The following is a 20,366-nucleotide window of genomic DNA, read 5'->3' on the forward strand; positions in this document are numbered from 1 at the left end:
GTTCTTCAAGCGTTTAGTAAACGATAGATTCGGATAGATAAATAACGAAGCTGGGTCAAAACGAAAAAAATGCTATTTTTCTTGATTGAAAATGATGTTATTACGATATGAATAAAATTGATTTCTGTTTTCGGGGACGTTTTCCGCTGGCCAGGTATGAGCCTCCTTATCAGTGCGTTCCTGCGAGTCTCAAGTCACGGTCTATTCTCGCAGGAGTCGCTCTTTCCCTACAATCAATGGTCAAAAGTACCCCATTCTAATTGTCTGATAAGAAATTTTTTCGATAAATCCATTTATGTCCCAACTTCTTCTCTATTTTTCTATAAAACAATGATAGCATACCTCGATGCTACTCCCTTGTTTCAACTTTATCTTGTTGTTCCAGCAATGGAATATCCATACCTTTTCGCGTATTGGCTAATAGGATAGATAATTGCTGGATTCCTTTATTCAACTTTTTGCAAAATCGGATAAATATAGGGAATGCTCGGTTGTTCTATTTGCTTCCAGTTTTCTGGCTTAATTATAGGAATCTCCACACCATTATATGTGGTAGCTTCTATTATTCCTTCCATTTCTATCCACGTATCCTGTTTTAAATCCTTTGCTTCAGGAAATTCACTTAAAAAGCCGACAATACTTGCATCTGCTATACAATGCGAAATTAAAAATCTAGATATAACTAGCTGATTATCTGCTAGTCCTTCCTCACGATATACAAATCCTACTACTTTAATTTTTCTTCCAATATATTCGCTTAAATTCATATTGATTTCTCCGTAGTATGGTTCATAAATGGTATCTTCCATGACAATAACTTCGCTTTCTTTTAGCTTTTGGATTTCTGAGTCATACTCTTCTGTACTTAGAATATGATAGCGTGGCTGTGCAGTCTCATGGTTTTGAATACTTGGATCGATATATTGATTGTTAGAAATGGTTGGATCATCCACTGCTTTTTCCTTTTCCGCTGCATTATTTGCTTGTGGCAATATCGTCCCCTTATTTTCCGCAATAGAGGAATTCAATACCGTTGGGGCAAATGCAAAACCTGTTAATAACGGAAACACCAAAATGAAATAACTGAGTACTTTTTTTGGTAGGGAAGCCGAATAGCCATGGTCATGTGTACAACCGGGTGGACAATGTTCATGTTGATTTTGCGGATTCTCCCAAATTCGAAATATCTGGATGATAAAAAAGACAATAAAAAGAATGGCGGCGATTTTACTAAAAATATCATATTTAGGATTAATGTATTTCATAATATCTCCACTGTAATGAAGCGAAACAAAAAATATTGCAAAGGCTGCTAATATAACCGCACGGATAAAATGCTGCAGTCTATTCATCACCATCCCTCCTTATAAAAAGTTAATGAATATCGTACTGAGAAACACAACCGAGGTAATTAAGAACAAAAGGACGAAGACAAACTTTGCTTTAAAGGCACTTATTAACATAATCGTATTTTTCAAGTCTATCATTGGACCAAATACTAAAAATGCAAGTATTGCGGAACTTGGAAATAGGTTTCTGAAGGATGCCCCAATAAATGCATCCGCCTCTGAGCACAGTGATAGGAAATAGGCTAGTCCCATCATGATGCCCGTTGAACCAACAATACCATCACCAAACACAAGTAATGATTTGGCGGATACGTAGGTTTGAATAAATGCTGCAAAAAGAGCACCGATAATTAAGTATTTTCCCATATCAAAAAACTCATCAATCGAATGCTTTAACATTCCCATTATTTTTTCCGAAAAAGATATTTTTTTCGTAGTAACACTTGCTATGGATTGAAAATCTTCTACGGAATGCTTTAGTTGGTTTGTTTTAAATAAAAAGCTAGTAATCACTGCAATCACAAATGCAATAATAAAGCCAACTCCCATTCTTAAGCCTGCCATTTTAAAATCATTTCCAAATGCCATATAGGTAGATAAAATAACGATTGGATTAATTAATGGACCTGTTAAAAGGAAGCCCACCGCTGCATAAATGGGCACACCTTTTGAAACTAACCTTCTAACAATTGGTACAATTCCACATTCACAAGCTGGAAATAGTGCACCAACAACACAGCTCATTGCTACCGCTAATATGCGGTTTTTCGGTAGTAACCGACGAATATGATCCTCTGTGACAAATATTTGGATAAATCCAGCAATGAGGACACCGATTAAAACAAATGGAATCGCTTCTATGATGATACTTAGAAATATCGTATTTAATTGCAGGAAAGAATCGGGGACATGAATCGACCAAGTATCTCCTACAATCTGTGTCATGGAAATTATATAAATAACAACAGCAATTGCTACTATACAAGTAAAGTCAATTAGATAGGATTGGATCAGACGGATCATTTGTTCCTCCTTTAGGATACGACCGATTGTATCGTTTAGTAATCTATATTTTTTTATTTCGTGTCTATTTTGTAAAAAGAATTATCTAGTAATTAGACAATCACTGGTTAAATGTTGCACGAAAACTAGTATGCAATTCGGTTATGTCGAGTTGATCCCCGATTAATATAATGGTAGGTTCCATACTACTATCATCGCCCATTTTCTCGAATTGCACTTTACCTGATGCAAACTGTAATTGAAACAGACCCTTTTTTCCTACTAACCGAATAATTCCCTTTCCTCTTAATACATTTTTCGGCAATCTTTTTAGCCATTGCTCCAATTCTTTTTGCACCATTTCGGGAAATTGGGAAATCTTGATTGCATTTATTGTAGAATGATGGTGGTTATGGTCGTGCCCATGCGAATGATCATGTCTGTCTTTCCTATTTTCTACTATTTCATCATCCATTGTTTGTACCCAATAACGCTTTTCTAGTAGTTCCTCTATTGGAATCTCGCCAAAGCTCGTTTGATATATTGGCACTTGTTGCTTTCCCATATCTTCGATTTTTTGTTCTATTTTTCCTAATGTTTTCGTATTCACTAGATCCATTTTATTTAGAACGACCATTGAAGCGGTGGATATTTGTTCTTTTAATAATTGACGAATTTCTGACGTACTAGAAAAAATACTTTGATATTCTAAAAAATGACTCGCATCTACTAAACTGATAATAGAATATAATTCAAAGACATTTAAATATTCAGGGGATAATAATGTTTCTTCTATCTCTAAAGGATTCGCAACACCTGTCCCCTCTATTAATAACACATCAACAGTATTTAATCCCATAAAATAGTTAAGGGTCTCTTTTAAGTCATCCTGAATCGTACAGCATATACAGCCATTTAATAGCTCTTTTACCTCTCGCTTATTAAACAAATGACCTTCCACATTCACTTCCCCAAGCTCGTTTAAAATAATACCTGGCCTTCTATTATTTACTTCAAACTGTTTTATCATATTTAAAAGAACTGTGGTTTTACCACTTCCTAAAAAGCCACTAATAATATAGACTGGAATTTTTCCCATTGATAGTCCTCCCTAAAAAAAATTCACCAAATTGAAATCCGTATCTACTCAGTAATATTATAAATCGTAATTATTCTTATTTACAAGATTTATATGTACTGAAGCGATTAATTATTACCCGTTCTACTTGGAAAATTTTTAACAAACAAATAGATTTCACAATAGTAATGTCCTAAATTTTTTTATAAATCGTAATCATTACTATTTACAAATCGTAATCATTACGATAATATCATATTCGATTAGGTTTTTAAAGGAGGGATAGCTGTTGATTGAAACAAAACAAATAACTTTATAGTGTTAGAGAAATCGAAAATCGGTTGAATGAATCTGTTGATAATACATTTAGGAGGAGAATATTTGATGAAATTGAAAAAATTGTACATGATTGGATTATTATTTGTACTTCTTTTATTAGCTGCCTGTGGTAATTCTGGTAATTCGGAAGGGGCAACTAGCGAGGAAAAGCTAACTATTATGACGAGCATTTATCCTTTATATGACTTTACTTCTAAAATTGCTGGAGATCGTGCGGAGGTTATTAATCTAGTACCTGCAGGAGCAGAGCCACATGACTTCGAACCGACTCCGAAGGATATGACGACATTAAGTAAATCTGATCTTTTTATCTATAATGGCAGTGGCTTTGAAACTTGGATTGATGATGTACTTAGTAGTGTGGATCAAGAAAATATGTCGGTTCTCAATGTTACAGATAATCTTGATTTATTAACATTAGCGGAAACAGGTGGAAGTATTGAGCACCACCATGACCATGGGGAAGAAGCAACTGAGGAGCATGACCATGATGAACATGCCGAGGAGTCTGATGATGATGAGCATGCAGACGAGACTGGCGAGGAGCATAGCCATGATGAACATGAACATGCACATGCGGGCGAATATGATCCCCATGTTTGGCTAGACCCAATGCAAGCAAAAAATATTGCGGAAACGATAAAAGTTGAGCTTGTTAAAGTAGACCCTGATGGTAAAGAAGTATATGAGCAGAACTACACCGCACTTGCAAGTGAATTGGATCAACTAGACGAGGAATATTCCACTGTATTAAGTAATGCCGTGCAAAAAGATCTCATTGTGTCACATGCTGCCTTTGGATACTTGACACACAGATACAATTTAAATCAGATTTCTATTTCTGGTCTTTCTCCATCTGCTGAGCCAAGTCCACAAGAGCTTTTAGAAATTATTAATTTTGCAAAAGAAAATAATGTACAATACATCTTATTTGAAACATTAGTCAATCCGAAGGTTGCTCAAACGGTGCAAGAAAAGGTTGGTGCCGAGGCATTAACACTAAATCCTTTAGAAGGGCTTACCAAGGAAGATCTTGACGCTGGCAAGGACTATTTTTCCGTCATGCGCGAAAACCTAAAAACACTTAAAATTTCTACTGGAAGTGAATCCTAATGAATGCTTGCATTAAACTGAACAGTGTATCTTTTAAATACGATCATTCCATTGTTTTGGAAAATATTAGCCTCTCCCTGCATAAGGGAGAGTTTCTTGGCCTAATTGGTCCAAATGGTTCTGGGAAATCTACATTAATCAAACTAATTTTAGGTATGCAAAAACCAATGGAGGGGGAGATTGAGCTTTTCGATCACCCGATAAAACAATTCAAGGAATGGCCAAAAATTGGCTATGTTTCTCAAAAAGCAAATACTTTTAACGGTGGATTTCCTGCAACCGTTTTTGAGGTCGTTTCCACTGGATTATATGGCAAAATGGGGATATTTAAATGGCTAGGGAAATACGAAAAAGAAAAAATTATGGAAGCAATCCATCTTGTCGGACTATCTGGCTACGAAAAGCGGAATATCGGAAAATTATCTGGTGGACAGCAACAGCGTGTATTTATTGCACGTGCTATCGTAAGTGAACCAGAGCTGTTAATTTTAGATGAACCGACGGTAGGTGTTGACGGTAAATCAGAAAGTGAATTTTATCAAACACTACAAAAATTACAAAGGGAATTACACGTATCCATACTATTAGTTTCTCACGATATTGGCGCAATTACAGCTCATGTAGACTTAGTTGCTTGTTTAAATAGAAAACTATTTTTCTATGGAAAACCAATGGAATTTGAATTGAATCAAACACAGATAATGAGTGAATTGTATGGACAAAACATCCATGTTCTAAAGCATAATCACGGAGGAATTCACTATGTTAAATGATTTCCTTCAATTCGATTTTTTACAGAACGCTCTTCTTTCTGGAATAATAATTGGCATTGTTTGTCCAATCATCGGGGTTTTCCTAGTGATTAGACGTAGTTCCTTAATCGCCGATACTTTATCACATGTAACGTTCGCTGGAGTCGCAACCGGTTTATTTTTACAGAAACAATTTAGCTTCTTCCAGGTAATTTCTCCAGTATCCATCGGTACTGCTTTTTCACTAGTCGGCGGGCTAGTAATCGACCGCTGTAAAAAAATTTTCCGCTCCTATGAGGAATTAGCATTACCAATTATCCTGGCAGTTTCGATTGGTTACTCTGTAGTATTAATAAGCTTAGCAGATGGATTTAATGCAAATGTATATAATTATTTATTTGGAAGTCTAACAGCTGTTTCAGACAAGGATTTGAAGTGGATTTTCGCTATCGCACTTATCGTTCTATTCATCATTCTACTATTATTTAAAGAATTATTTTTTCTTTCGTTTGATGAGGAAGCAGCGAGCTCCTCTGGGATTCGAGTGAAGTTCGTAAATATTGTATTTACTATCCTTGTCGCACTCGTAATAAGCATTTCATTAAATATTGTGGGAATTTTATTAATCTCATCACTTATCACATTGCCTGCCGCTTGCGCTCTACAGCTTTCCAATAGCTTTAAGCAAATGTTCCTTTATTCAATTCTAATATCTCTAGTTGCGATTTTTTCTGGTCTATTTCTCTCCTATTATTTTGATATTGCTACAGGCGGTACGATTGTTTTAGTATTATCCACTATATTACTGATTATTTTACTTATGAAACAAGCTGTAAAAAAACTGATTTCCATTGAAAGAATGAAGGTGATTAAATAATGCTTGAATTTATTTATGAGTTTCGTTACGCCTTCGCTATTAGCCTCATTGTCGGAATCATATGCCCCTTCGTTGGAACATTCATTGTAGTAAGGCGTTTATCTGTAATCGGTGAGGTTCTTTCTAATATGAGTTTATCGGGAGTTGCACTTGGCTCCTTACTAGGTTCCATCATCCCTTTTTCTTTTGTACCTACTCTACAAATTTATGGAACTTTTTTCGCAATTATTGGTGCACTTTTAGTGGAATGGTTAAGAAAAAGGTTTCCATCTTTTTCAGAAATATCGATTCCTATATTACTCGCATTCGGGATGGGGTTAAGTGTTGTATTATTTAGTGCCATGAATGGATTTAATGTAAATATCCAGGCATATTTATTTGGCAATTTACTTGCAGTAAACAAAACAGATCTTATCACAACACTTGTGATTGGGTGTGTCGTGCTGATTATTTTTCTACTATTATATAAGGAATTTTTTGCTGTTACCTTTGATGCGGAATATTCTCGATTAATTGGCATCCCAAGGAGATTAATTCAATTTCTATTGATTATAATCATTGCATTAACTATATCTGTTACGGTTCGTTCGATAGGTTCCATGCTTGTTTCCGGTTTAATGGTTTTACCTGTCGCTACTAGTTTACTTATTTCGAGAGGTTTTAAATCGTTACTATTGTTCTCTATGCTTTTTAGTGTGACTGCTATATTCATCGGGTTATTTTTTTCATATTTATTTAATTTAGCTACTGGTGGAACGATTATCCTCATTTCGGCACTATTATTTCTTTCTGTGCTGTTAATAAAAAAGTGGGGATTTCAAACTAGTATAGCTAATAGCAAATCGTATTAAGAAAAAAAGCATAAAGTTTCCAAATGGATATTATTATGCTTTTTTGTAAATTTATGATAAAAGTACTTACATAGTACTATATCAATAACCAATCGATACTTCACATCAGATTCTAATAATCGTTTGTAGGCTTCATCCATTTGATTTGAACATAAAAAGTTTCAATTACAAGACAGCATTGGAGGCTGGAACAGAAGATATTCATAAGGAAGATAAACTAGAAATTCCTAACACTAAATAAAATAACCCATAAATTTTCCTTAGCGGAAATTTTATGGGTTATGTCTTAATCAGTATTGGTAATCCACCAAATATGTATGGTGGAGACGGTGGGAGTCGAACCCACGTCCAGAAACATCGGCACTTAAGCGTCTACGAGTGTAGTCGATATATTTGTATTTCGCAATTAACTCGGCCTATCGACAGGCTTTGTTAATGCTAGTCTGGTTAATCTCTTCCTTCGCCCTCAGACGGTGAGCAACCGGCGTATCCCACTAGAGTGAGCCCCTGATCCTACCACATGGGCGATGGAGGGAGGAGCAGCTACGCGCTATTAAGCAGCGAAAGCTAAGTTATTGTTAGTTTTGCCAGTTATTATTGGCGTGGCGTTATTTACGAGCTCGCCGACTCGACTCGCAGCCTAAGCTCGACCTGCCCCTGTCGAATCCGTAGCGTCCCCATGATAGGAAGTTACGAAAAGATAGTAACAAGCTTTGCTTAGCTACTATTCAGTTGTAATTGCCGCATATCTTTCGCGACATACTTATTATAACATTTACAAACAAAATATCAAATGAATCATCTGGATGAGTTTACATTTTTTGTCTATCTCGAAATGCTCTTTCAATTTCTCGATTTGCTTCTTTTTTCTTCAAATCTTCTCGTTTATCGTATTTCTTCTTACCTCTTGCAAGAGCCAATTCCACTTTTGCAAAGCCATCCTTTAAATAAAGCTTTGTTGGTACTAATGAATACCCCGTTTCCTTTGTTTCACCAATCAATTTATTAATCTGCATCCGATGTAACAAAAGCTTTCTTGTTCTTAATGGATCATGATTAAATCGATTACCTTGCTCATATGGGCTAACATGCATATTATGTAAAAATACTTCACCTTTGTCGATTCGAGCAAAGGAATCTTTCAAATTTACTCTTCCGGCACGGATTGCTTTAATCTCTGTTCCATGTAGAACAATACCTGCCTCATACGTTTCTTCAATAAAATAATCGTGATACGCTTTTTTATTTTGGGCGACAATCTTTCCTTTACCTTTAGCCATCTATCATTCCCCCAGTAGTACTTCATTTTAGCAAAATTTCCAACAAAAAACAATGAAAGAAGGGGGTAATCCATCCCCTTCCTTACGGTAAAATTATATAATTAATTCGCAACGGATAGCATTAACTCATATATTTTACGAGTGGTATTTACATTTCTTACCGTAACCTGATGATAAATCTTTGAGCCAACAATATTTTTCATTCCGCTTTTAGTCACATTCTCTCTGGACACGGACCATATTATCGCACCTGGCACATATTTTACAGTATCAATTTCCTCTTTTATTGTCAGTTTATCAAGGATAGAATCATCATCAATCTCATCCCATAAAAATAAAACATCACTTTTTTGCTGGCCATCATTTGTCCATGACTCTGGAAGGGAAAGAATTACTTGTTTATATTCCTCGAGACTGCGGACGACTACTTTTATATTCAACCCAAAGTCCTCTGAGATGGCTTGCTCTAACATATTTCCAATTACTTTTTTGGAATTTTCTCCACTAGTAAAAATAATATTTCCTGTATTAATGTACGTTATTACATCTTTCATTTGAACTCGTTCAAATGTTTTCTTCAACAATTTCATATCGATTTTATTTTTACCGCCAACATTAATTCCCCGAAGTAATGCAACATAAACCATGTTCTCTCCCTCCCTTTCCTTTTAGCCTCAATTATCTTCTCTTTTTGCGTTTTGCTTTTGGTGCATTATCATAAAACTTTTTCTTCTTCTTCGGCTTTCTATCCTGACTTCCGTTACCATCTTTACCACGACCGGAATCCTTTCGGCTACCTCTCGTTTCTCCACTGGCAGCACCTTTTCCTGAACCATTTTTGCGAGGATTAGCATGCACTACTTTTGAAGTAGTTCTTCTCTCTACTGGACGTCTAGTACCTTTCATGCCAACTACTTCGAAATCAATCGAGCGCTCATCCTTGTTTACATTGATGACACGAACCGTGATTTCATCGCCAATACGAAATACATTGCCGGTTCGTTCCCCAATCATTGCATATTGTCTTTCATCATAACGGTAGTAGTCATCGGTTAAGTAACTAACATGGATAAGACCTTCAATCGTATTGGAAAGCTCCACAAACATACCAAAGTTTGTAACCGAGCTAATAATCCCTTCAAATTCCTGTCCAATCTTATCTTCCATATATTCCGTTTTCTTCAGCTCATCGGTTTCCCGCTCTGCCTCTACCGCACGTCGTTCCATTTTTGAGGTATGCTGGGCAATTTCAGGTAGCAATGCCTTCCATTTCGCCTGTGTTGCCTCATCAATTTTGCCTTCCACTAAATACGTACGAATCAAGCGATGGACAATCAAATCAGGGTACCGACGAATTGGCGATGTAAAATGTGTATAAAATTCTGTAGACAATCCAAAATGTCCTAAGCTTTCTTGGAAATATTTCGCCTGCTGCATTGAACGAAGCATTACCGTATTGACAACCATTTCTTCTGGTTTTCCACGGACCTCATCGAGTATTTCCTGAAGTGCACGGGGATGAACCGAATTTGCTTTCCCACGTACAATTAATCCAAAGTTAGTTACAAATTCAAAGAATCGTTGCAATTTGTCTTCCTTTGGATCCTCATGTATCCGATAAATAAACGGTAATTCCATCCAATGGAAATGTTCCGCGACGGTTTCGTTTGCAACTAGCATAAATTCTTCAATTAATTTTTCAGCAACCGAGCGTTCCCGAAGCACTACATCTTTCGGACGACCATCTTCGTCGACTAATACTTTTGCTTCTTTGAAATCAAAGTCAATTGCTCCACGATGCATCCGTTTATTCCGTAATACTTGCGCAAGCTCTTCCATTAATTCAAACATCGGAACAATCGGACGATATCTTTCAATTAATTCCTCGTCTTTTTCATTTAAAATTTTATTTACATCGGAATAGGTCATTCTTTCCGTAGTCCGAATTACACTTTGGAAAATCTCATGGTGAACAACTTCTCCACTATTGGTAATTTCCATTTCACAGGATAAGGTTAGACGGTCTACTCGTGGATTAAGGGAACATATCCCATTCGAAAGACGATGTGGGATCATCGGGATAACACGGTCGACTAAGTATACACTTGTTCCTCGTTCAAAGGCTTCCTGGTCAATTGGACTTCCCTCTGTAACATAATGGCTAACATCCGCAATATGAACGCCTAGTTTATAATTGCCGTTCGCTAATTTAGTCACAGTTACCGCATCATCTAAATCTTTCGCATCCGCTCCATCTATCGTTACAATCACTTCATTGCGAAGGTCACGGCGATTTTGTAAATCAGCTTCACTAATTTGATCTGGTGTAGCATGTGCTTGCTCCATTACTTCCTCTGGGAATTCCATTGGAAGTCCATGACTATGGATAATCGATAAAATATCTACTCCTGGATCGTTTTTATGACCAAGAATTTCTACGATTTCTCCTTCGGCACTCTTTCTTCCCTCTGGATATTCCTTTAATTTTACAACGACCTTATGTCCTTCCACTGCACCCATAGAGGCATTTTTCGGAATGAAAATATCCCCATTAAATTTTTTCTCATCTGGGATGACAAATCCAAAGCTTGCACTTTCCACATATGTACCAACGACTTGGGTAATGCCTCTTTCTAAAATTCGAACTATCGTACCTTCTTTACGGGCACCAGATGTTTCATTTGCCACTCTTGCTAGTACGATATCACCATGTAATGCGGTATTTAGTTCCCCAGGTGGGATAAAAATATCATCTAAGCCGGGCTCTTCCGGAATTACAAATGCAAATCCTTTTGCATGTCCAGAAACCCGTCCACGAATTAAACTCATTTTTTCTGGTAACCCATAGCGATTGCTCCGGGTACGTACTACGAGCCCTTTTTCTTCCATATAGACAAGTGTTTTTACGAAATCTTTAAAGTCACTAGAATCACTAATTTGTAATGCTTCTTCTAGCTCACTTACAGTTAATGGCTTATAGGCTTCTTCCTTCATATATGCTAATAACCGATTAACTAATGCTTGTTGTTCCAATTAAAACCCTCCTTTCTATTCTTTCCAACGTTCCTTTTATGTTCTATTCTTTCCAATCCAATTGATTTAAAAACTGGAGAATATCATCGTGCAGCTGTTCTTTCTCTTTATCCATCGTAATAACATGTCCTGATTGTTCATACCATTTTATCGACTTGTTAGTGGATTCCACTTCGTTATAGATAATATTGGCACTATCCGGATTAATCATCCCATCATTTCTCGCTTGGACAACAAAAACAGGTGCATAAATCATATCTATATTATTTCTTACTTCATCAATTAATTTTTGGTTTTGTTGCAGTAAGTGTTTCGGGTTTGATGCTTCGAAGGCTGTCATTTCTGTGTCGATTTGTTCCTTCGTTTTACCTTCTAATTTTTTATACCCTTTTGCGTATTCCAATAATCCTTGATACATAATTTCTTGACTGCGTAAGTACATTGGTGCACACATTGGGACAATTCCTTTTACTGGAACAGAATATCCTAATTTTAAGGAAAAAACACCACCAAGTGATAAGCCGACAGCAGCAATTTCGTCATGACCCATATTTTTTAAAACTTCATATGCATCATTAACATCTTTCCACCAGTCCTCTGGAGTGTACTTTAATAACTCCTCTGGTGCTACGCCATGCCCTCGATAAATAGGTGCATGACAGGTATAGCCATTTTTTTCTAGAAAACGTCCGAGCATTCGTACATCTGCACTATTTCCCGTAAAACCGTGCAACAATAATACTGCACGTTTTCCCCCATGAAACGTAAAGGCTTTAGGTGCAGAAACTTTCATTGTCAATCTTCCTCTCTACTATTAAGCACATCTTGTTATAGTTTGAACTAAAATAAAAAAATTACCCTATTTCAGAGTACAAAAACTGCAGTAAATTGTAAAATACATACACTTATTGCAGGTAGAAACGATAATATTATTTGTAAAGTATGTAACTATACTAATCTCCTCTGACAGAGCACGCTCCGCTTATAAACGGAAGAGTTGTCTTCATCTGTTCCATCCGCACCGCATTCAAAAAGCGTTTTCCGGTAACAAAAAAATCCTGGCCTTTTATGACCAGGATTTTTCACCAAAATTATAGTCCAAAGTACGAAATAAGAATCGTTAAAATGAAAAATAGCGTTACTAATACGATCGTAATACGTTGAAGGATTAAATCTAATCCTCTGGCTTTTTGTTTACCAAATAATTGCTCCGCACCACCTGAAATGGCACCAGATAAGCCTGCGCTTTTACCTGATTGTAATAACACGACAGCAATTAAGCCAATACTTACAATAACCAATAAGACTACTAAAAATGCGTGCATGGTTCTACCTCCTAATACGGTCGTAACAATACTAATAATGTATCATAAAAATATTAAGAAAACAATAACAGTCTTACTGGTAGATTTAATTTTCTTGTTATTTTTAGTCCATTATCCTTGAATATCGCGTTTATTATACGTAACTACCGCAATGATCATAATAGCAATAGAAAGCACGAGCAAAACGATTTCCGCAACAATATTCACATCCTCTATTGGTAGCTGAGAAATATAGCCAAACGGTGAGAGCTTTCCTACCCAATCGGGAAAATGAAATAAACCACCTAAATAAAGAACAATAAAGGAATAAAATACATATAACCACACAAAACTACTAAACCTTGGCAAAAACCCAACGAGAAGTGCAGCAATGCTAATCATACAGACAATTGCTGGAAAATGGGCAATCGCTGCGGTATAAATCATTCCAAAATCCAATCCACCTTCTACTGAAGCCGCACCTGCGGACCAAAAACCTATGGCAGCTAAAGATAACATAATAAATGCATTTACGAATGAAATAATTAAGAAGGTCACCATTAATTTTGGTCGTGAAACAGCCCGTACGATTAAATGCTCGATATGATTTTTCTTTTCCTCTCCGTATAGCTTTAGCATACTTAAAACCGGAGAAATTGTAGCAGTAATTGCAATTACGACCATTAGCATTGGAATAAATTGCTCGATGACTGAAAATTCACCTTCTGCGTCTAAAACCATTTGACTTAACATTTCACTTCCAGAAAAAAAGCTATCTAAATCTCCCATTACTGATCCATAGGATGCCCCTAAAACAAACATCCCGATTGCCCAGCCAATAATCCCATTGCGCATTAGCCGTAGTGCTAAACCTGCCGGTGATTGTAAAAACCAGCTTGCATATTTTCTGCCTGATTTGGCACGGATTAAGCCCGATCCTAAATCACGAATTGCATACAAATAATTTGCAACAACCATCAATATGAAGGATACAACGATCAATAGAAGTAATAGCCACCAATTATTTTCCCCATATACTTGTGCTTTAGTTACCCAGCCAAGCGGAGAAATCCAAGAAAGTGCTTCATTACTCACATCGCCAATGGCCCGAACCAAATAGAGAAGGAGTAAAAATGCAATGGAAAAACCAAAAGTACCGCGCGCATTCTCGGAGATTTGGGCAAAAACTGCAGTAAGTGCAGCAAAAAAGATTCCGGTTCCACCTAATAGTGCACCATATAATAACGATCCTTGCAAATCCATGCTTTCGATTCCTAATGCAAATAATCCAATCGCTGTTACAAATGCCAGAACGATATTTGTTATAGTTAATACAAGTAATGACGCATTCATATTGGATAGGCGCCCAACAGGTAAGGAGCGAAGCATTTCTACACGCCCATCTTCCTCGTCCGAGCGAGTATGACGATTAACTAATAAAATACTCATTAAACCAACAACTAATGCTGTAAATAATAACATTTCGTGAGCTGTCATTACTCCAATCGTATAATGAGAAGTATCTGCTTGCCCCGCCATTGCCACCATCGCAGGGTTCTCCATTGTGATAGCAAATGCATCACGATCTTGTTGGGTAGGATATAATTCTGCTAAGGCAGGTGGTACGATTAATGTAAAAAATACGATACCAATAATCCAAATCAAAATTCGAATACGATCTCTTTTCAAAATGAATAAGGAAAGCTTTCCAATATTATGGAACAGATGGTTACCCATTACGACGACCTCCCGATGGATCGTTTCCTTCATAATGACGCATAAATAAATCTTCCAATGTTGGCGGTGCACTTTCTAATTTCGTAATACCATACGAACTAATATATTTCATCACATCATCTAGTTTTTCTGTATCGACCTGGAACGACCACCGACGATTCTCCCCACTAATTCCATGAATTCCAGCAAACTCATGAATATTTGGCACCGGTTGTTTCGTCTCAATCACTAACTTAGTTCTCGTTAAATGTCTAAGCTCATCTAATGTTCCCGTTTCAATGATTCTACCTTGGCGAATAATTCCGACTCGGTCACAAAGCTTTTCCACTTCGGATAAAATATGACTCGATAGTAATACCGTCTTTCCTTCCGCTTTCACTTCATTTACGCATTGTTGAAAAACATTCTCCATTAATGGATCCAGCCCTGAAGTTGGTTCATCCAAAATATATAAATCTGCTTCCGAAGCAAAAGCTGCAATCAATGCAACCTTTTGACGATTTCCTTTTGAATAAGTTCGACATTTTTTTGAAGGATCTAAGTCGAATCGTTCAATCAATTCCTCTCTTCTCGAGTTTTTCGTTCCCCCCTGCAACTTGACAAACAAATCAATGACTTCGCCACCAGTTAAATTTGGCCATAAATTAACATCCCCTGGTACATATGCTAAACGCTTATGAATTTCAACTGCATCCTTCCAGACGTCTTTCCCGAAAATTTGTGCTTCCCCAGCACTAGCCTTTAACATTCCTAGCAATATACGAATGGTTGTAGATTTACCAGCACCATTTGGTCCAATAAACCCATAAATTTCTCCTTCATTTAACTCCATATTTACTCCATCTAAAGCAGTAAATGCACCAAACCTTTTCGTAATATTTTTTGTTTGAACTACCGCCATATGATCCTCTCCTTTTCGAGAACAAAGCAAAGTTTGTATATAGTTTTGAAATATTTTTAACTATATATTTCATAATATACTTGTAGAATAGGTATTACAACATAGTTTTGAAATGTTTTATTTGTTTTATTACAAAACTTTCGATAAAATGAAGTGGAGGTGGAAATAATGGACGGATTTGAAAGACGGCGGGAACAAAAGAAAAAAAATATATTAGAAGCATCGCTACAACTGTTTAAAACCTTTGGGGTAGCTAAAGTAACGATCCCAGAGATTGCGAAACAGGCGGAAGTTTCCCAAGTAACTATCTATAACTATTTTGGTAGTAAGGATCATTTAGTGCATGAAGTGATTATTTACTATGTCAATCAAATCTGGGTTGATTATGAGCAATTATTTGGTAGTGATTTACCATTTCCGGATAAAATTAAACAAATTATTTTTGAAAAAAAGGAAACAGCCTCCAATATTCATGAAGATTTTTTCCATTATTTTATAAAAGAGTATGCGGATGAGGAAAGCTATGTAGAGAAGTTTTACAGAGAAAAGGCACTCGGACGGTTTATCGAATTATTTGATGAGGGAAAAAAACAAGGGTATATTGATCCGAATTTATCGAATGAGGCAATAATCTTTTATATTCAGATGGTTTCCGAGTATTTTCAGAAGAATGAAGTAGATCCACATTTTTTATCGTTAACAGAGGATTTAACTAAAATATTTTTCTATGGAATAGTCGGTAATCAAGCGAAGAAGCAAGAAGAATGATTCCTATCATTCTTCCTATTCCTAGTAAACGTAATCGATTATTTTATTAATGAAACAAGGTCAAAAAAACGGTCAATACTCGGCACCAATTCATTATTTGCCAGCATTTCTTCATATGTATCACGGTTTACCCATTTCGCATCAACTACTTCTTCTGGTTGCAGTGTAAGATTTTTAATAGATTCATTTGCACGGAAATACCATACATCGAGATGGTGGTTCCCTCTTAGTTCCCTTCGTAAGATCTTGCCATTTTTTTGTTGGAGTACGAGGCCGAGCTCCTCTTCCGTTTCTCTTAATGCTCCTTCCAAGCTCGTCTCCCCAGATAGTACCGATCCACCAGTACATTCCCAAAGGTTTCCATAAGGTTTATTTGGATGGCGTTTTGATAAAAGAATTTCTCCACGATCATTCTGCACCCATACATGAACGACTAAATGATAGCATCCTTCTGGAACTGGAACACCACGGACATGCGTTTTTCCTATTTTGTTGCGATCCTGATCATATAAATCCCAAATTTCCATATTTTATGCTCCCTCCCATTTTTAATCGAAGCATCTCTTCCCACTCTATCTGTTTTCGACAAATTTATATAAAACCCTTTTGAAATAATTTCACAGAAAAAATATTTTCTAATAATCTTGACAATTTTTATATTCTTACATATAATTCATAAAAACATTTAAATCATTTGATTAGCGAAGATAAGGATATGAATCATTCGATACTTTCCTTTTTAGAGAACAGGGTCATCGGCTGAAAGCCCTGTAAGGAAACGTATGATTTACCACCTTGGAGCTATTATGGGGAAAAAGGTTTCCTTTAGTATCCATAATCGGGAGAACCGTTAGCTTTCTTGAGCGTAATGGATGCACCATTCATTGCGGAATTAGGGTGGAACCACGAACCGCACTCGTCCCTGCTTTGGGATAAGTGCGGTTTTTTGTTTACAAAAAAATAATAGAAAATGCGATGAAAAGGACATATGTCAGATTATTACTTTCTTTTCAGAGAATCGGGTCACCGGCTGAAAGCCCGACAAGAAATTGTCTGATTTACCACCTTGGAGCAATTATGGAGAAAAGGGCTTTCTTTAGTATCCATAATCGGGAGAACCGTTAGCTTACTTGAGCGTAATGGATGCACCATTCATTACGGAATTAGGGTGGAACCACGAACCGCACTCGTCCCTGCTTTGGGATGAGTGCGGTTTTTTAGTTTATTTACTATTAGGAGGATAAAAAAATGGCTATGAATATCGAAGCAGAAAAAAGAAATCATCGTAAATTAGGAGAGCAGTTAGAATTATTTATATCTATGGAGGAAGCACCAGGAATGCCTTTCTTCTTACCAAAGGGAATGCAGCTACGTAATGTATTGGAAAGCTTTTGGAGAAAGAAGCATCAATTATCAGGCTATCATGAAATTAAAACACCTATCATGATGAAGCAAGCACTTTGGGAACAATCAGGACATTGGGATCATTACCATGAAAACATGTACTTTTCCAATGTTGATGAACAAAACTATGCCATTAAACCAATGAATTGCCCTGGTGCTGTGTTAATTTTTAATAGTAAACGGAGAAGCTATCGGGAACTACCGATTCGCTATGCTGAACTTGGATTAGTTCATCGCCACGAACTATCTGGTTCACTCAATGGCCTACTACGTGTTCGTGCCTTTACTCAGGACGATGCCCATCTATTTGTCCGTGAAGATCAAATCGAATCGGAAATCGATCAAGTATTAGATTTACTTCACGACATTTATTCTGCATTTGGTTTTTCCTATAAAATTGAACTTTCCACTCGTCCGGAAAATTTCATGGGTGCTATCGAGGTATGGGATAAAGCAGAGGCCTCTTTAGAGACTGTATTAAAAAATAAAGGACTTGCATACCAGGTTAACGAAGGCGACGGTGCATTTTACGGACCTAAAATTGATTTCCATATTCTTGATTCATTAGACAGAAGCTGGCAGTGTGGAACAATCCAACTTGATTTCCAAATGCCGGAAAAATTCCAATGCCAATATATCGGGGAAGACAATCAGCCCCATCCGCCCATTATCATTCATCGTGCCATTTATGGTTCCATCGAGAGATTTATGGCCATTTTACTTGAACATTTCGCTGGGGACTTCCCACTTTGGTTAGCACCAGTTCAAGCAAAAGTTATGCCGATTTCCGACTCCCATGTTGCTTATGCAAATGAAGTAAAACAACAATTAAGTGATGCTGGAATTCGGGTAGAAGTGGATGACCGTGCGGAAAAAATTGGACTAAAAATAAGAGAGGCAGAACTCCAAAAAATCCCGTACATGTTGATTATCGGTGATAAAGAAATGGCAAACAAATCATTAGCCGTTCGGAAAAGAAAAGAAGGAACTAGGGACGAATGGAAGGTTGCAGAAATAGTCGATAATCTGAAAGGCGAGCTACTTCCTTTTAAATAAGGCTGTTTTCTAAAGGATTGTTCTATTTCAGAAAAAATATTATATGAATTGCTGTGCAGACGGAATACAGGTAAAACTTCCGCTCGCCCGCAGGAAAAGCGGAATGTATTCAGTCTGCCAGCTAATATTTTGATTTCCATATACTGTATGGATACCGAAATCAAATAAAAAATTGGCGGACTGTACCTTTGCCATTTTCTACTTCAATTTCTGCAAATGCACCATTAATAAACGTGATTTGAGGTGGTACATGTCCACAGTCAATATCATATACTATTGGAATTTTTAGTTCATCGAAAAGATCCTGATACACATCCTTGGCTATATAATTCTCAACAGGAATATTCGCACTACTGCGCCCGAAGAGTATCCCCGCACAGTTATCAAACCAGCCGGCATATTTCATTTGAACTAAGGAACGACGCAAATCTGCTGTATTCATTTCACAGTTTTCTAAATACCAAACAACCTGCTCACCAGGAATACATTCATTGCGGAACTTTTCTATTTCTCCATACGGTGTACCGATTAAATGGCGGATGACATCCAAGCAGCCACCGAGTAGCCGGCCAGATATGGTAACGTTTTCATCTGCTATCGTTTTCCAATTCGTTGGCTCTGTTAAATGAAATACACATGGCGACGGTTGCTCATGATTCCATGCCTTTTGAAACTTCTCTGAAGAAAATTGAATGTTTTCCTTTCCTTCTTCCGTCGACAGTACTGTTTGCCACTTGGCAGTAGTTTCATCCGAATATTCACCACGTAAATCTACTAGGTTTGTACCGTGGGCAGTAGCAATTCCTGTATTGATTGTAATTGCTAATAGGAGTAGGCTAATGTCTGAATAGCCAAGAACCCATTTACTAGGTAGCTTTGAAAAATCTATATGTTCTAGAATTTCCACAAGCAGCTCGCCACCCCAAGGAGGAATGATGATATCGATATGATCATCTGCCATCATGTTCATGAACTCTTTGGCACGTACCTTTGCAGGTGCCGATTTTGCTTTGTTTTGTGTCCACACCGTGTCACCATATACAACAGGATGCCCTTTTTCTATGAATCTAGCACTCGCCTGTTTCACCAGTTCATGTAATTCTGCTTCTACACCAGAGGATGGTGCTGTCACCCCAATCGTATCACCTTGCTTAAAGGTAGGGTAGATAATCATCTCATTCACTCCATTTCGATTATGACTCGTGTAAATTCAAATAGGAGGCTGGGACAAAATTATTTTTATGTAAGAGAATCCGAACAAAGTTAAGCAGGTAAATTCGCTCCGGAAATATACTTCGCTGTCCGCGGGCATGGCCTTAGCCTCCTCCTCCGCTACGCTTCGTGCGGGGTCTTCGGCTCATGCTTTTCCCGAAGGAGTCTACGTATATTTCCTCCGCTGTCCGAATTATTGTTCCTCTTACATTTAAACATCAATTGTTATGTCCCAGCCTCTTCCTAACTATATTCGACAAAAAACTCAAACCTCCTTTATTTATCCCAATATTTTATGTTAGTACTTTGT

At 37.1% G+C, this 20,366-nt stretch carries 18 protein-coding genes, 1 other RNA gene and 2 other annotated features; of the genes, 6 read left to right on the plus strand and 13 right to left on the minus strand.

The genetic code is table 11. The annotated features are described in order from the left end of the window. Positions 1 to 446: 446 nt before the first annotated feature. The 3 genes from OEV98_RS04910 to OEV98_RS04920 form a co-directional block, all read right to left on the minus strand. Entirely contained in the window at positions 447 to 1,352 is a 906-nt protein-coding gene (locus tag OEV98_RS04910; RefSeq protein ID WP_263072100.1) for a TIGR03943 family putative permease subunit, read from the minus strand. Between the two features lie 12 nt (positions 1,353 to 1,364). Further along, positions 1,365 to 2,372: a permease gene (locus OEV98_RS04915; protein WP_263072101.1), complete on the minus strand. Its 1,008-nt coding sequence runs from the start codon at positions 2,370 to 2,372 to the stop codon at positions 1,365 to 1,367. 100 nt (positions 2,373 to 2,472) lie between these two features. After that, positions 2,473 to 3,450 carry a CobW family GTP-binding protein gene (locus OEV98_RS04920; protein WP_263072102.1) on the minus strand — a complete coding sequence of 326 codons (978 nt, stop codon included), beginning with the start codon at positions 3,448 to 3,450 and terminating at the stop codon, positions 2,473 to 2,475. A gap of 363 nt (positions 3,451 to 3,813) precedes the next feature. Between OEV98_RS04920 and OEV98_RS04925 the strand changes: the two genes are divergently transcribed. From OEV98_RS04925 to OEV98_RS04940, 4 genes are read left to right on the plus strand one after another with little or no spacing between them, the layout of a single operon-like run. Then, on the plus strand, positions 3,814 to 4,881 hold the full coding sequence (locus OEV98_RS04925; protein ID WP_263072103.1) for a metal ABC transporter substrate-binding protein: 1,068 nt from the start codon (positions 3,814 to 3,816) through the stop codon (positions 4,879 to 4,881). After that, the gene (locus OEV98_RS04930) at positions 4,881 to 5,654 is read left to right on the plus strand and encodes a metal ABC transporter ATP-binding protein (RefSeq protein ID WP_263072104.1); all 774 of its coding nucleotides are present in this window, start codon (positions 4,881 to 4,883) and stop codon (positions 5,652 to 5,654) included. Before OEV98_RS04925 ends, OEV98_RS04930 begins: the two co-directional genes overlap by 1 nt. Next, on the plus strand, positions 5,644 to 6,510 hold the full coding sequence (locus OEV98_RS04935; RefSeq protein WP_263072105.1) for a metal ABC transporter permease: 867 nt from the start codon (positions 5,644 to 5,646) through the stop codon (positions 6,508 to 6,510). Before OEV98_RS04930 ends, OEV98_RS04935 begins: the two co-directional genes overlap by 11 nt. Beyond that, a complete protein-coding gene (locus OEV98_RS04940; RefSeq protein WP_263072106.1) occupies positions 6,510 to 7,361 on the plus strand; it encodes a metal ABC transporter permease in 852 nt (283 codons plus the stop codon). The genes OEV98_RS04935 and OEV98_RS04940 overlap by 1 nt, the downstream gene beginning before the upstream one ends. Positions 7,362 to 7,679: 318 nt before the next feature. On the opposite strand, the gene ssrA is transcribed toward OEV98_RS04940, so the two are convergent. From ssrA to OEV98_RS04980, 8 genes are all read right to left on the minus strand, one after another. Beyond that, positions 7,680 to 8,040: a transfer-messenger RNA gene (ssrA, locus tag OEV98_RS04945) on the minus strand. Between the two features lie 133 nt (positions 8,041 to 8,173). Continuing rightward, complete coding sequence (gene smpB / locus OEV98_RS04950) at positions 8,174 to 8,641, minus strand: SsrA-binding protein SmpB (protein ID WP_263072107.1); 468 nt, start codon at positions 8,639 to 8,641, stop codon at positions 8,174 to 8,176. A gap of 101 nt (positions 8,642 to 8,742) precedes the next feature. Further along, positions 8,743 to 9,288, minus strand: coding sequence for a DUF1697 domain-containing protein (locus OEV98_RS04955; RefSeq protein WP_263072108.1), 546 nt, complete (start codon positions 9,286 to 9,288; stop codon positions 8,743 to 8,745). 31 nt (positions 9,289 to 9,319) lie between these two features. Continuing rightward, positions 9,320 to 11,635, minus strand: a complete 2,316-nt coding sequence (rnr, locus tag OEV98_RS04960; RefSeq protein ID WP_407676494.1) for a ribonuclease R — start codon at positions 11,633 to 11,635, stop codon at positions 9,320 to 9,322. 82 nt (positions 11,636 to 11,717) lie between these two features. Continuing rightward, complete coding sequence (locus OEV98_RS04965; RefSeq protein ID WP_263072110.1) at positions 11,718 to 12,467, minus strand: alpha/beta hydrolase; 750 nt, start codon at positions 12,465 to 12,467, stop codon at positions 11,718 to 11,720. Positions 12,468 to 12,765: 298 nt separating this feature from the next. Beyond that, positions 12,766 to 12,999, minus strand: coding sequence for a preprotein translocase subunit SecG (gene secG, locus OEV98_RS04970; RefSeq protein ID WP_263072111.1), 234 nt, complete (start codon positions 12,997 to 12,999; stop codon positions 12,766 to 12,768). A gap of 111 nt (positions 13,000 to 13,110) precedes the next feature. Continuing rightward, complete coding sequence (locus OEV98_RS04975) at positions 13,111 to 14,715, minus strand: ABC transporter permease (protein WP_263072112.1); 1,605 nt, start codon at positions 14,713 to 14,715, stop codon at positions 13,111 to 13,113. After that, the gene (locus OEV98_RS04980) at positions 14,708 to 15,616 is read right to left on the minus strand and encodes an ABC transporter ATP-binding protein (protein ID WP_263072113.1); all 909 of its coding nucleotides are present in this window, start codon (positions 15,614 to 15,616) and stop codon (positions 14,708 to 14,710) included. Before OEV98_RS04980 ends, OEV98_RS04975 begins: the two co-directional genes overlap by 8 nt. A 168-nt stretch (positions 15,617 to 15,784) precedes the next feature. On the opposite strand from OEV98_RS04980, the gene OEV98_RS04985 reads away from it, so the two are divergent. Next, entirely contained in the window at positions 15,785 to 16,384 is a 600-nt protein-coding gene (locus OEV98_RS04985; protein ID WP_263072114.1) for a TetR/AcrR family transcriptional regulator, read from the plus strand. A gap of 38 nt (positions 16,385 to 16,422) precedes the next feature. Here OEV98_RS04985 and OEV98_RS04990 read toward each other — a convergent pair whose 3' ends face one another. Continuing rightward, positions 16,423 to 16,911, minus strand: coding sequence for an NUDIX hydrolase (locus OEV98_RS04990; protein ID WP_263072115.1), 489 nt, complete (start codon positions 16,909 to 16,911; stop codon positions 16,423 to 16,425). 168 nt (positions 16,912 to 17,079) lie between these two features. After that, positions 17,080 to 17,311, plus strand: a binding site (T-box leader). Positions 17,312 to 17,350: 39 nt separating this feature from the next. Then, positions 17,351 to 17,582, plus strand: a binding site (T-box leader). Positions 17,583 to 17,632: 50 nt separating this feature from the next. Between OEV98_RS04990 and thrS the strand changes: the two genes are divergently transcribed. Continuing rightward, positions 17,633 to 18,844 carry a threonine--tRNA ligase gene (thrS, locus tag OEV98_RS04995; protein ID WP_263072116.1) on the plus strand — a complete coding sequence of 404 codons (1,212 nt, stop codon included), beginning with the start codon at positions 17,633 to 17,635 and terminating at the stop codon, positions 18,842 to 18,844. 160 nt (positions 18,845 to 19,004) lie between these two features. Here thrS and OEV98_RS05000 read toward each other — a convergent pair whose 3' ends face one another. Next, complete coding sequence (locus tag OEV98_RS05000) at positions 19,005 to 20,018, minus strand: S66 family peptidase (RefSeq protein WP_263072117.1); 1,014 nt, start codon at positions 20,016 to 20,018, stop codon at positions 19,005 to 19,007. Positions 20,019 to 20,366 lie beyond the last annotated feature (348 nt).

The sequence above is a fragment of the Perspicuibacillus lycopersici genome (assembly GCF_025660475.1).
Taxonomy (GTDB): domain Bacteria; phylum Bacillota; class Bacilli; order Bacillales; family Caldibacillaceae; genus Perspicuibacillus; species Perspicuibacillus lycopersici.